General features: G+C 54.7%; 13 protein-coding genes. 6 read left to right on the top strand and 7 right to left on the bottom strand.

Features of this window, described 5'->3' with window-relative positions; genetic code table 11:
* The first annotated feature begins 6 nt into the window (after positions 1 to 6).
* Both Q0746_RS12690 and Q0746_RS12685 read left to right on the top strand, forming a co-directional pair.
* Positions 7 to 900: an ABC transporter permease gene (locus tag Q0746_RS12690; protein ID WP_298260806.1), complete on the top strand. Its 894-nt coding sequence runs from the start codon at positions 7 to 9 to the stop codon at positions 898 to 900.
* A complete protein-coding gene (locus tag Q0746_RS12685) occupies positions 901 to 2,589 on the top strand; it encodes an ABC transporter ATP-binding protein (RefSeq protein ID WP_298260805.1) in 1,689 nt (562 codons plus the stop codon).
* Between the two features lie 69 nt (positions 2,590 to 2,658).
* Here the strand turns inward: Q0746_RS12685 and Q0746_RS12680 are convergent, their stop codons facing one another.
* Complete coding sequence (locus tag Q0746_RS12680; protein WP_298260803.1) at positions 2,659 to 3,138, bottom strand: GNAT family N-acetyltransferase; 480 nt, start codon at positions 3,136 to 3,138, stop codon at positions 2,659 to 2,661.
* Positions 3,139 to 3,550: 412 nt separating this feature from the next.
* On the opposite strand from Q0746_RS12680, the gene Q0746_RS12675 reads away from it, so the two are divergent.
* Positions 3,551 to 4,378: a 3-keto-5-aminohexanoate cleavage protein gene (locus Q0746_RS12675; protein WP_298260801.1), complete on the top strand. Its 828-nt coding sequence runs from the start codon at positions 3,551 to 3,553 to the stop codon at positions 4,376 to 4,378.
* Positions 4,379 to 4,540: 162 nt separating this feature from the next.
* Here the strand turns inward: Q0746_RS12675 and Q0746_RS12670 are convergent, their stop codons facing one another.
* The 6 genes from Q0746_RS12670 to Q0746_RS12645 form a co-directional block, all read right to left on the bottom strand.
* Positions 4,541 to 5,464, bottom strand: a complete 924-nt coding sequence (locus Q0746_RS12670; RefSeq protein ID WP_298260799.1) for a hypothetical protein — start codon at positions 5,462 to 5,464, stop codon at positions 4,541 to 4,543.
* Between the two features lie 42 nt (positions 5,465 to 5,506).
* On the bottom strand, positions 5,507 to 6,082 hold the full coding sequence (locus Q0746_RS12665; protein WP_298260797.1) for a TetR/AcrR family transcriptional regulator: 576 nt from the start codon (positions 6,080 to 6,082) through the stop codon (positions 5,507 to 5,509).
* Positions 6,083 to 6,353: 271 nt separating this feature from the next.
* Entirely contained in the window at positions 6,354 to 6,752 is a 399-nt protein-coding gene (locus Q0746_RS12660; protein WP_298260795.1) for a CopD family protein, read from the bottom strand.
* Positions 6,742 to 7,041 carry a DUF3817 domain-containing protein gene (locus Q0746_RS12655; protein ID WP_298260793.1) on the bottom strand — a complete coding sequence of 100 codons (300 nt, stop codon included), beginning with the start codon at positions 7,039 to 7,041 and terminating at the stop codon, positions 6,742 to 6,744. Before Q0746_RS12655 ends, Q0746_RS12660 begins: the two co-directional genes overlap by 11 nt.
* Positions 7,041 to 8,294: a multidrug effflux MFS transporter gene (locus Q0746_RS12650; RefSeq protein ID WP_298260791.1), complete on the bottom strand. Its 1,254-nt coding sequence runs from the start codon at positions 8,292 to 8,294 to the stop codon at positions 7,041 to 7,043. The genes Q0746_RS12655 and Q0746_RS12650 overlap by 1 nt, the downstream gene beginning before the upstream one ends.
* Entirely contained in the window at positions 8,294 to 9,073 is a 780-nt protein-coding gene (locus tag Q0746_RS12645; RefSeq protein ID WP_298260789.1) for an HD domain-containing protein, read from the bottom strand. The genes Q0746_RS12650 and Q0746_RS12645 overlap by 1 nt, the downstream gene beginning before the upstream one ends.
* A gap of 83 nt (positions 9,074 to 9,156) precedes the next feature.
* On the opposite strand from Q0746_RS12645, the gene Q0746_RS12640 reads away from it, so the two are divergent.
* The 3 genes from Q0746_RS12640 to paaA all read left to right on the top strand — a co-directional run bounded on the left by Q0746_RS12640 (position 9,157) and on the right by paaA (position 12,168).
* Positions 9,157 to 9,765: a TetR/AcrR family transcriptional regulator gene (locus tag Q0746_RS12640; protein ID WP_298260787.1), complete on the top strand. Its 609-nt coding sequence runs from the start codon at positions 9,157 to 9,159 to the stop codon at positions 9,763 to 9,765.
* A 218-nt stretch (positions 9,766 to 9,983) separates the two neighbouring features.
* Complete coding sequence (gene pcaF, locus Q0746_RS12635) at positions 9,984 to 11,180, top strand: 3-oxoadipyl-CoA thiolase (RefSeq protein WP_298260785.1); 1,197 nt, start codon at positions 9,984 to 9,986, stop codon at positions 11,178 to 11,180.
* Positions 11,181 to 11,190: 10 nt separating this feature from the next.
* Positions 11,191 to 12,168 carry a 1,2-phenylacetyl-CoA epoxidase subunit PaaA gene (paaA, locus tag Q0746_RS12630; RefSeq protein ID WP_298260783.1) on the top strand — a complete coding sequence of 326 codons (978 nt, stop codon included), beginning with the start codon at positions 11,191 to 11,193 and terminating at the stop codon, positions 12,166 to 12,168.
* The last annotated feature ends 1 nt before the right edge of the window (position 12,169 follow it).

The following is a 12,169-nucleotide window of genomic DNA, read 5'->3' as shown; positions in this document are numbered from 1 at the left end:
GCCCTGTTGAAAAAATATGAAGGGCTTTGGCTGTTCGTTCATTCCCCTGCAGCCATTGTCGCGGCAATGGTAGCGGTGCTGATCTTTTTGGGTGCGGTTTTCGCTCCATGGGTCGCGTTGGTGAACCCTTATGACTTGTCCTCTTTTAGCTTGTTTGACGGGCTTCTTCCCCCCGCATGGCAGGACGGCTCGAACCCAAAATACCTGCTGGGGACGGACGATCAGGGTCGCGATATGATTTCGTCTATTCTTTATGGTGCGCGGCTATCGCTGGTTATTGGTTTGTCGGCCCTGACGATTGCCGCGATCCTTGGTGTGGGGCTTGGCCTTGCCGCGGGGTATTATGGTGGTCGCTTTGATGCGGTGGTGATGCGTATCGCGGATGTGCAGCTTGCGCTGCCCGCGATCCTGACGGCCTTGCTTATTGATGGAATTGCACGCGGGATTTTGCCCGCAGCCATCCAGCAAGACCTGCGGGTTGCTGTGCTGACCTTGGCGATTGCGCTGTCGCTTTGGGTGAATTTTGCCCGCACGGCCCGCGCGTCAACCTTTGTGCAGATGAACAAGGAATACGTACAGGCCGCGATCATGATGGGCCAACGCCCGACACGCGTGATGTTCGTACATATACTCCCCAACATACTTGGGCCGCTTTTGGTGATCCTGACGGTGGATCTTGCATCGGCCATTTTGCTCGAAGCAACATTGTCATTCCTTGGCATCGGCCTGCCCGCCGACAGCCCCAGCCTTGGCACGCTTATCCGCATTGGCATGCAGTTTCTGCTGTCCGGTGAATGGTGGATTTTGTGGATACCGACGCTGTTTCTCGTCGCGCTGGTGGTGTCGATCAACATCCTTGGGGACTTTCTGCGAGACATATTCAACCCGAGGTTACGCTAGATGCTGACGATCAAGGATCTTGCAGTAAAATTTCCCTCTCGGTTTGGCGACTTCACCGCCATCGAGGACGTGGACATGGAAATCAAACCCGGTGAAATTCATGGGTTGGTCGGGGAAAGCGGTGCTGGAAAATCGACCGTCGGGGCGGCTGTAATCGGCCTGCTGCAGTCTCCGGGCTATGTCGCAAAGGGCTCCTTGAGGTTGGGGGAGACGGATTTGCGCACCTTGACGCCAGAGCAGGCCCATAAGGTGCGCGGCGATCGTATCTCAATGATTTTCCAAGACCCGCAAACCAGCCTGAACCCGTTGATGACCATCGAGGACCAACTGATCGAAACCATTCAGGCGCATTCTGACGTCACAGAAGCCGCGGCCCGACAACGCGCGGTCGATCTGCTTGAGGAAATCGGGATCAAAGACGCCGCGACACGGATCAAGGCCTACCCGCATCAGTTTTCCGGTGGCATGCGTCAGCGGGTTGTCATTGCGTTGGCCATCAGCACCGACCCAGAATTGATCATTGCGGATGAGCCAACGACAGCCCTTGATGTGGCCGTTCAATCGCAGGTTCTAAGCTTGATCCAACGGCTCGCAAAAGAGCGCCAGATTTCGTTCATGTTGATCACGCATGACATCGGCGTGATTGCGCAAGTGGCTGACCGTGTCACGGTAATGCGCAAAGGGCGCGTTATGGAAACAGGCGACACGGCGCAAGTATTGGGCGCGCCCGAACACCCTTATACACAGGCCCTAATGGACGCAGTTCCGCCGCTGGACCGCAAATTGGAACGCTTTCGTGTTCCGGAGGCTAATGATGCGTCTTCCAGCCTCGGGGAGCTCGCAGAAAACTGGCTTCTTGAAGGGCAACAGCAAGCGCCCACAGGGCTGTCGTTGCGCAATCTGTCGGTGCAGTTTTCAGGGCCGCGCACATCGTTGTTTCGCAAACCTGCGCCCTATGTGGCACTGGATGATGTCACGCTGGATATCAAACCTGGATCAATCATGGGGCTGGTTGGAGAAAGCGGATCGGGAAAATCCACATTGGCCAAGGCGATCACCGGACTTGTGACACCGTCAAGCGGTACAATGATGTTGGGCGACACTGCCTTGCCCTTTGGCAAGTCCCGCAGTCGCCTTCACCCGTCGCGCCAGCTTGTTCAAATGGTATTCCAAGACCCGTATTCCAGCTTGAATTCCCGCCACCGGATCGGGGATATCTTGGCGGAACCCTTATGGTTTTACGGCTTTGTAAAAGACGCGGACGAGCGGGAAAAACTAGCGGCCTCGATGCTGTCATTAGTGGGAATGCAACCGGACGCGATTACCAAGTACCCACATCAGTTTTCCGGTGGCCAGCGCCAGCGCATTGCTGTCGCTCGCGCTCTATTGGCCCGCCCGAGATTTTTGATTTGTGATGAGCCGACTTCCGCGTTGGATGTGTCCATTCAGGCGGAAATTTTGAACCTTCTGAAAGATCTGCAAAACAAATTTGGCCTAACAATCCTGTTCATCAGTCACAATCTCGCCGTTGTGCGCCAAATGGCTGATGACACGGCCGTCCTTCGGAATGGCAAGATTGAAGAAGTGGGAGAAACGCATTCGGTCTATACGGCACCGCAAGCTGCATACACGAAATCATTGCTGAGCCTGACACCGGTTATGCCAACGTCATGGGCAGTCGAGACCTGAAGCCTGCGCCCGTGGATTCGGACCGCCGCATAACAGTGACGGGGCGTTGGGCAGGCAATAGCACACGCCTTACGACCCATCCGTTTTCAGCATGAACTTGAGAAACTTTGCCCCGTCATAATCGATTTCTCCGACAAAATTCGCCCCAAATCGCTTGAGTGCCCCCAGATTTTGGCGCGAGGGCGGCAAAAGAAACGTTACATATGGGAGGCGTTCGTCTGCACAGGCAAATTCTATCGCCTGCTTGGTAATTCGTATCCCATGCCCAAATGAGTCTGGCCTGAGAACCAATCCATAATCCCAATCGCCCCCCTCTTTTTGGAACCCGCCCCAGCCGACGTATATCCCGTTTACCAATATGGCCCAATGGCCAAGCCCGTCGCGCCTCCAGTGCTGCTCTTTGGTCTCCACAAACTTAGCCACAGCGTCGGCGTCCCAGTCGAAAGTCAACAAAGGCATATGTTCTGCGACACGAGGGTCCGACATATGAGACAAAATCTCGGCCGGATCAATTTGGGTCAGACGGGTAAATTTGATCTCGTGTTTCAATGGGGGTCCAGTCGAAAAATGCACCGGTTATAACCGGCAATTACTTATGCCGAATTATCAACAGATAATGCCTTTCAAGTCGACATCGCCCTCAATCAACTTTCTCAACAGAGCTGTTTTCGCATCGCTCTGCTGCAGGACAATGGTTGCCTCCCCCCTGCGGCTCTTTGCCAAGTTTTACTTGCGAGACGAAGTGAGTTGCGGCGAAGATGGGGCCAGTATCGTGGGGTGGAGTAAAATTTTGGCTCCTTAGATCTTTGGCTTGCGGCCCCACCCGCTTGCATTTCAAACCTTTGATGAAGGGATACGGACATTTGAGTGCATATCGCCTTACCCCAGCTAACTTTGGCAAGATCAGCAAGGGCCAAAAGTACCGGCAAGTTTTGCCTGTTCTCACCGTGGCCCCAGACCAATGACGCCCCCTTGCATCATTTGTGTAGCAATCACGGGCAGCGTAGCGCGAAAGGCGGATAATCCCGCCGTCCCGATCACCGTCAGCGAGCAAATCGAAAGCACTCATGCAGCCTTCGAGGCCGGAGCAAGCATGGTTCACGCCCATGTGCGCAACGCTGATGAAAGCCCCTCCAGCGACCCCGAAACCTTCGCGGTGCTCAAGGCTGGGCTGGAGAAACACTGTCCCGGGATGATTATTCAGTTCTCAACAGGAGGGCGATCTGGTGCAGGGGCGATGCGTGGGGGGATGCTGCATTTGCGCCCCGACATGGCGTCATTGTCGGTCGGCTCCAACAATTTTCCCACACGGGTTTATGAGAACCCGCCTGATCTGGTGGATTGGCTCGCGGGCGAAATGTTGAACTACGGAATCAAGCCAGAAATCGAGGCCTTCGATCTGTCCCATATCCTGCAAGCAGCCGAGATGTACAAACGCGGCCAGATCAAAGACAGGCCGTATGTTCAATTTGTTATGGGTGTCAAAAATGCGATGCCAGCGGACCGCGACGTCTTTGAGTTCTACGTTCGCACCGTCAAACGGTTGTTTGGAGAAGACGCGCCATGGTGCGCTGCAGGGATCGGTGCAAATCAAGCTATCTTGAACGAATGGTCAGTGTCCTCAGGTGGTCACACCCGCACAGGTCTTGAGGACAACATCCGCCTTGATAAGAGGACCCTCGCCCCTTCCAACGCAGCCTTGGTTAAAACCGTCGTAGATATTTGCGCCCGCAATCAGCGCGCGGTTGCGACACCAAGCGAAGCGCGCCGCATCTTGGGGCTGGCGTAGGGGAAATGGACGTACCACAGAAAATTGTCTGGAGTTCAGACCGCGTTCTACTTCTAGGCGATCATGTTGGGGCCGAGAATAAGAACCCGAGGGCGCACAATCCCAGTGGCCTCTCCCAGAGCAACATTTCGCTGCTCTGGAAGATCAAATCATAGTTTTCGCTTAATTTTCGCGGGGACGGAAAGGTTCCAGAACTTCGACATCAACTGTTTTAATTCGGGCGAACCGTTCGGTCACATCATTGGTTGCAGTCCAGTTGTGGCGGGTCTTTGCGACCAATTCCACGCCATCAGGCGTAATACCCGCCCAGTCGAAGTCAACTGACAAGGAATATTGATCGTCACCTAAGTCCTGCGCAGAAAAGTTGCTGAGGATATGCGTGCTTGCGGAAACCTGCGATCCAGGTCCAGCGAGCCAAGCTTCAAATCCGGCAAAATCGGTAATCGCCCCGCTTGAAAAATTCAGCGAAAACTCCTCCGCCAAAATCTCTTGTACTGGGGCTGCGTTGCGGGCCGGATCTTCGATCAATGCCAACCAATAATGCACAAGGCTGCGCATCCGGTTTTCAGCATAGGCATCTTCAAAAACATCCGCTTGAGATTCGCTGTTCTGCTCAATTTTCACATTGGAGAGCAACGGCAGCAACCCCTCGCCCTGCGCCAGTGAGACGGTGTAGGTTAACTCTGCCTCGCGCACCGCACCATCAGGCAGCAAACCTTCGTTTTGATAGGTAACCTGCGCACTGAGGTTCATTGCGCCATCGTCGCCGTGGGTGATCTGAGCAGATTTTAGGAAATGCGCGTTGCGCCATGTGTCGGGAAGTTGCGCGACACGGGACGCATATTCATCATGACCATTTGCGGTCCCCAAACCAGAAGAGATGACGACGTCGGACGTCAGAATATCCAAGGCATTGTCGATGCCGCCTGCGGGGCGCTCATAGAGCTGATACCAGCGGTGAAACTGCGCCATGACCGCATGTTCACGAAACCCGTTGCGAATTTCGTCCTGCGTGACTTGCGCCATTCCTTGCGTCACAGAGCCAATAAGCAAACCAGCCGCGATAAGTTGTCTCGACAAAAACATGGTTCTAGTCCTTCTAAAATGAATAGTTGCTCATTTTATGCCTCAAGTCGAAACGGCTCGCCAGCACAAAGCGAATACTTCTTCAGCGTGATCAAGATCCAGCGGACGACCGCTTAGAGCTGACTGACGACCTATCTGCAAAGCTGGCGCGATAAGAAGCGTGTTGATTGCACCGGCCGAGCCCGCCCGAATGGTGCCATCCACGACAGCGCCTGCAACAATGGCAGATGCTTCGTCCGACATCGATTGCACCAAAGCGCGTTCTTCATCTGTTAGGAGCACCGCGTTCAAAATGACTTCGGCAAAAATGAAGTCATGCGGTTGTTGATGTGCATATTCCAGCAACCCGAACCACATTGCTCGGATTTTGGTTTTTGACGTGTTTTGATCGCGCGCCGCCAAGATCATCATCTGATGGATTTCGGATTTAACTGCGAGATAGGTCGCCCGAAGAAGCGCATCTTTGTTTTCGAAGTATCGATACAGCGTGCCGACGGCCAAGCCTGAACGCTTTGCCACGTTGTTCACAGAAACCGCCGTGGACCCGACGGCTGCCACTTCTGCGACAACTGCCCGTCTGATGACATTCTCTTTGTCGCCTGACTTCTGGCGCGCCATATTCCATTCCTCCGATCTTCATTCAGTCGCATATCAACGACGAGAGGTCAAAGCTCAGCCCGAAGAGGAGGCGTCGCATGCCATCAGAACATCAACAATACCGCGAAACCGGTGATCATTAGTCTCGCGTTTCGCCGCCACAAATACCTGCGATTTTGCCCAGCACACCTACGTCTGAGCGCGTCTTGGTGCAGGTGGTTTGGGCATGTGCTCAGCCTTTTGATGTTCGTGTGGCATCTTATGGGAAGCAAAACTACTGCGTGGCAAGTATCTAGAACGGCTTGGTGACCACCAAAAAGATGACGGCGCCCAGCAAGGCAATAACCAATGCAAGATACTCTAACTTCAAGGGTTGAGGCGCTGCACCGTCGACAAGAAGAGAGCGCCGAAGGCGCCCTGAAAGCACCCCGTGCAAAGCTGATAAAACCACGACGAGGATCAACTTACCCCAAAGCCAGCCCACGCCGAACCAGCTTGCATAGACGGCTAGCCCGACCCCACACAGCCAAGTCAGAGCCATAGCCGGTGCGGTCACCATTCGGTCATATCTACGCAAAGCCGCGGCGGTGTCAGTCGCGGGATGGCTCAAGAGCCAAGCGAGCAGCATCATGCCTGACATCCAAACCACCATGAAGATGATATGCGCAGCCTTTAGCGCCTCATAGATCACGTGGGGTTACCTTTCTTTTGTCGTTCTTCAACCAGCGTTCATTGAAAATCCCTCCAAAGGGGATCATAGCGCCAACACCCAGCCGAACGGCGCCCAGCCCATCAAGCCCCCCTTCGGCCCAGCTTCGTATGACAATCCACATGAACACCAAAAAGGTAATGCCATGCACCGCCCCCATAACGGAGACGACCTCAGGGAGACCTGCCATGTATTTGAGAGGCATCGCGATCAACAGCAACACGAGCAGCGTGACGCCCTCTGCCACGGCAAAAAATCGCAAAGTTTGCACTAGTTCACCCCCCGCTTTCGACCGGCATCGGGCATGGGCCCACGCGGTTCGGTCCGACCTAAGCTGATCGCGCAGACAGACGCCATCACCCCGCAGACAGCCATCGCGGCGGTCATGGGCAGTGCATCAACAGACGGAAGGTAGCCGACAATCGCACTGGACACCCCACCCAAGGCAAACCCAGCTGCACCGCTGATCGCCGAGACAGTGCCATTTTGCGACGGCATCACCGTCATCGCCGTGACGATTGCGTTGGTGGCGACGAATTCCAGCGCACCAGCAAATATCACGATGGCGCACAAAAGAAGGATCAGCCCCCCATCAGCAACCGCGACGACGCAAGCAATTAGTCCTGACGCCGCAAGCAGTACCGCCCCAGCCAAGGCCTTGGACTGGCTCTTTTGCGCCCCCAGAAGTTCGGCATTGACCACATTGGCAAGGATCATCGCGATGGCATTCAAACCCATCAAGAAGCCGTACTGCTCTGGGGCCACACCGAAATACTTGATGTAGACAAAAGGGGATCCGGCAACGAAAGCAAACAACCCGCCGATGGCAAACGCGCCGGTCAACAGGGCGCTCATTATTCGCCTATTTGACAGAACACTGGCATAGCCAGATCCAATCTGCCCAAGCGAAATTTTACGTGGCGTAAAATCCGGCTCCCGAATAAAGACCGCCATAGCAAGAATTGCGGCCCCACCCAAAAGGGCCAGAACCACAAAAATTGCGGGCCACCCTATATAGGAAAGCGTCACCCCCCCTGCCAGCGGAGCAATCACTGCTCCAACAATCGTTGTGATCATTAAATATGAAATCACCTTCGAGGATTTTTCTTCCCCAAACCTATCTTGCACCATCGGGATAATCCCAACACCTGCTGCCGCCCCCACGGCCTGCACGAATCTCCAAGTGTAGAACGCCATCAAAGTTTCAGCCTGCGCGATCATAAGGCTCGCCACCAAAAACACGGCCAATCCGCCGAACAGCACCCGCAACCGACCAACAGCGTCACTAATTGGACCGAGCACCAACTGCCCAACAGCGACGGCCACCAAGAAGATGGACACGCTCATTTCCAATTCGTCGATGCCGGTGCCCAAGCTTGTTGCAATGGTCGGCAGCGCGGGCAGGTACATATCTATGGCAAAGGGGGACAACATAAAGACCGCGCCCAGCACGAAGATGTAGGTCACCTGATGCTTGGCAGACGCTTCCGCGCCTCGGGGATGACTTGGCGCCTTGCTGTGCATTACATTGAGCCTTTCGGCTTTAGCGTGTCGAAGAAAGGTGTCTTAGGGGCCTTTCCGCCCGACAGACCTGTCAGGAAATCTGCGCGAGACCCTTCGAGGTGATCGGCAGTTTCAAATTGCAGCGCGTCCATGACGCCTTCGCGCGGGAACCGATCGAACAGGTCTATTAGATTGGTTTTCTTGACCCGCCGACGACCGAAGCCAAACAAGTCGCAGGTCGCGCCGCGTGCGAGCATGAATGCCTCTGCCCCATGCACCCTGCTACTGACGTGAATGTTCAAGTGAAGTGCGATTGCCTCTGAAATTTTGTCGTTTGCAGTCCCGCCGTGCCCGCATAGATCAAGGAAGCTCTTTGCCTGCCGAGCCCCCTGAACCGCAAAGCAGCATGCCGACAATGGTGTTGCGTTATCGCGGGTGAGGCCAAGATCATGCAAAATTGCGGCGGCAAAGAACACTTCATTGTTGTATTCTATTCCACGCTGTTCTGCGATGAACCGTCCAAGATAGTAGGTTCGCCAAGAATGGAACAACAAAGCTTGAGAATGAGTTTCTTGCGCGTGTTCCAATGCATCCTGAGCCAAAGGCGTCGTCGGAGCATGCATCGCGTCCAGCGACAAATCCGAAACCGATAGAAGTCCAAACCTTTGCCGGACAGCGTCCGCAACTTCCCGCGCCTGCACAAATGCCAGATTGCGGACAAGCGCTAGAGTATTCCCGCGAGACAGCTTGCCATTGCTGGCGTCTCCCCACCGAAGGGTTCCCATTTTTTCTCGCGACATCTCGGCTCCAACTGCGTCCACTATTATTGTACTATTTCGAATATAAATTGCGACAGCAAGCTTAATATGCGAAGCAGTACAATATGACGCATTCAACACCGCGCGGCCGCCCAAGGCATTATGACCGCGACACAGCACTAGATCAGATCACTCAGGTTTTTTGGAAGCACGGGTTTGCTGCGACCTCGCTGGATATGATTTCGGAGGCGGCGGGGATGAAGCGACCTAGCCTATATGCGGCCTTTGGCGACAAGCAGGCCATGTTTCTGCTGACCCAAACCCGATTTGCAGAAAGGTTGTCGAAAGAACTGTCCGAAATTCTGAAGCAACCAGCGCCCCCCAGCATCGTCCTAAACACCTTTTTCGAGCGTCTGATTGAAATCTATACCGGCGGCACCAACCAGCAAACTGGGTGCTTCGTGTTTTCTGTGGGTCTGATCGAAGCGACCACCGAGAAAGACATCGGTGCATTAATCAAGCAGGCCTACATGAACATGCAAGAGGACATAGAGTTCGCACTTGAGCGTGCGGTTGCGTCAGGGCAGCTGCAGAACCATGGCAATACCACGGCTTTGTCAGAGCTGTTGGTGGCCTTGGGGCATAGCTTAGCGATTCGAGCGCGATCCGGCGAAGAGCCAACAGACCTGCGCAAACTTGCTGAACGCACGATCAAGCAACTGCTCACGTCTTAAGATTCCTTTAGACAGGTTAAGTTGGGTAAAGGCGGGCGCCCCTGCCATCCCGCCTTCGGCAAAACGGTTTTTGCTTTGCACCCCTTCCGCACAATACGATTTGGGCGAGGGCCGATCGCAATGTCAGCTTTGTTGAAAACAGTATTGTTACAATATTGTGTATTCAAATAATTTATGTAACATGTTATAGATACCTGACGAAGCAAGAAGAGCACACCATGACCGCCTATATACTTGATGCAGTAAGAACTCCGATTGGCCGTTATGGAGGATCGCTTTCTTCTGTGCGCGCAGATGACCTTGCCGCTTTGCCAATTGCCGAACTGATGCAACGCAATCCAGTTGTTGACTTCGGCGCCGTGGATGACGTGATCTTTGGGTCTGCGAACCAAGCTGGCGAAGACAATCGAAATGTCGCCCGCATGGCCGCATTGTTGGCTGGCTTGCCGGAAACAGTTCCAGGAACAACAATCAATCGCTTGTGCGCCTCCGGCATGGACGCTGTAGGAATGGCGGCACGCGGGATTAAAGCAAACGACTACGGCTTGGCGATCGCCGGTGGCGTGGAAAGCATGAGCCGCGCCCCGTTTGTCATGCCAAAGGCCAGCGCTGCTTTCTCACGCGCAGCGGAAATTTTTGACACGACAATCGGCTGGCGCTTCGTGAACTCGAAGATGAAAGCCGCCTTTGGGACAGATTCCATGCCCGAAACAGCCGACAACGTTGCAGAAGAGTTTTCGGTGTCACGGGAAGACCAAGATGCCTTCGCGGCTCGCTCTCAAGCCCGCTATGCTGCGGCCTTCGCGGCAGGCGTTTTTGCGGATGAGTTGATGACAGTCAGCATTCCGCAGCGCAAGGGTGACCCGATCGTGTTTGAAGCCGACGAGCACCCACGCCCCAGCGTAGATGCCGCGAAGCTTAGCAAACTTAAGGGTGTGAATGGCCCCGAGAAAACTGTGACTGCGGGCAATGCGTCCGGGGTGAATGACGGCGCTGCAGCATTGCTTCTTGGCAATGAAGCGGCCGCCAAGACATCCGCCCCCCTCGCCCGCGTTGTAGGGATGGCTGCTGCGGGGGTCGCCCCTCGTGTTATGGGAATTGGGCCTGTGCCAGCGGTGAAAAAGGTTCTCGCGCAAACAGGGCTTACATTGGATCAGATGGACGTCATCGAACTGAACGAAGCCTTCGCAAGCCAAGGCATCGCCGTTTTGCGTCAACTGGGCCTTCCTGATGACGCTGCACATGTGAACCCGAATGGTGGGGCGATTGCCCTTGGTCATCCTTTGGGCATGTCGGGCGCGCGCTTGGTCATGGCCGCGGCCTATCAGCTGAAACGCACCGGCGGGCGCTACGCCCTTTGCACGATGTGCGTAGGTGTTGGCCAAGGCACGGCATTGATCTTGGAACGGACATAGGAGCAACGCTATGTATGCACAGATGGTAAAATCAGAGGCCACAAAGGACGATCCGGAGCAGCTCGCAGCTTTTCAAGCTCGCGTTGATGCGGATGAAAAAATTGAGCCCAAAGATTGGATGCCGGAAGGCTATCGCAAGACCCTGATCCGGCAGATCGGCCAGCATGCCCACTCGGAAATTGTCGGGCAACTGCCCGAGGGCAACTGGATCACTCGCGCCCCGACCCTAGAGCGGAAGGCCAACCTTCTTGCCAAGGTGCAAGATGAAGCCGGTCATGGGCTGTACCTATATTGCGCTGCCGAAACACTTGGAGTGTCGCGCGATGAGCTGACCGAGATGCTGCTGAATGGGCAGATGAAATACTCTTCGATATTCAATTATCCGACCCTGACTTGGGCGGACATGGGCGCGGTTGGCTGGCTGGTCGACGGGGCGGCAATCATGAACCAAGTCCCGCTGCAACGCACGTCCTATGGCCCCTATGCCCGCGCAATGGTCCGCGTGTGCAAGGAAGAGAGCTTTCACCAGCGGCAGGGTTTTCATGTGATGATGGCCATGGCCAACGGCACAGCAGATCAAAAACGCATGGCGCAAGATGCGTTGAACCGTTTTTGGTTTCCGGCCCTGATGATGTTTGGCCCCTCGGATAAAGACAGTGTGCATTCATCGCAATCCATGGCTTGGAAAATCAAGATGAACACCAATGACGAACTGCGACAGAAGTTCGTCGACGAAACGGTTCCTCAAGCCGAATACCTTGGCCTGACCATTCCCGACGAAAAACTGACGTGGAATGAGGACACCAAGGAATATGACTTCACCGAGCCGAATTGGGACGAGTTTTTCGACGTCATCTCTGGAAACGGGCCCTGCAACGTTGATCGCATCAACATGCGGCAAAAGGCTTGGGATGACGGCGCATGGGTGCGCGAAGCAATGATTGAACACGCGGAAAAGAAAGCCGCACGAAAACTGGCGGCGGAGTAAT

This window comes from uncultured Litoreibacter sp. (assembly GCF_947487515.1).
Lineage (GTDB): Bacteria > Pseudomonadota > Alphaproteobacteria > Rhodobacterales > Rhodobacteraceae > Litoreibacter.
Note: the sequence above shows the minus strand (reverse complement) of the source record. Positions and strands in the feature narration are given on the sequence as shown.

Excerpts from the sequence above, each read along its gene's own strand:
- Q0746_RS12640 (WP_298260787.1), top strand. The coding sequence starts at position 9,157 with ATGACGCATTCAACACCGCGCGGCCGCCCAAGGCATTATGACCGCGAC.
- Q0746_RS12665 (WP_298260797.1), bottom strand. The coding sequence starts at position 6,082 with ATGGCGCGCCAGAAGTCAGGCGACAAAGAGAATGTCATCAGACGGGCA.
- Q0746_RS12675 (WP_298260801.1), top strand. The coding sequence starts at position 3,551 with ATGACGCCCCCTTGCATCATTTGTGTAGCAATCACGGGCAGCGTAGCG.
- Q0746_RS12670 (WP_298260799.1), bottom strand. The coding sequence starts at position 5,464 with ATGTTTTTGTCGAGACAACTTATCGCGGCTGGTTTGCTTATTGGCTCT.
- paaA (WP_298260783.1), top strand. The coding sequence starts at position 11,191 with ATGTATGCACAGATGGTAAAATCAGAGGCCACAAAGGACGATCCGGAG.
- pcaF (WP_298260785.1), top strand. The coding sequence starts at position 9,984 with ATGACCGCCTATATACTTGATGCAGTAAGAACTCCGATTGGCCGTTAT.
- Q0746_RS12650 (WP_298260791.1), bottom strand. The coding sequence starts at position 8,294 with ATGCACAGCAAGGCGCCAAGTCATCCCCGAGGCGCGGAAGCGTCTGCC.
- Q0746_RS12685 (WP_298260805.1), top strand. The coding sequence starts at position 901 with ATGCTGACGATCAAGGATCTTGCAGTAAAATTTCCCTCTCGGTTTGGC.
- Q0746_RS12645 (WP_298260789.1), bottom strand. The coding sequence starts at position 9,073 with ATGTCGCGAGAAAAAATGGGAACCCTTCGGTGGGGAGACGCCAGCAAT.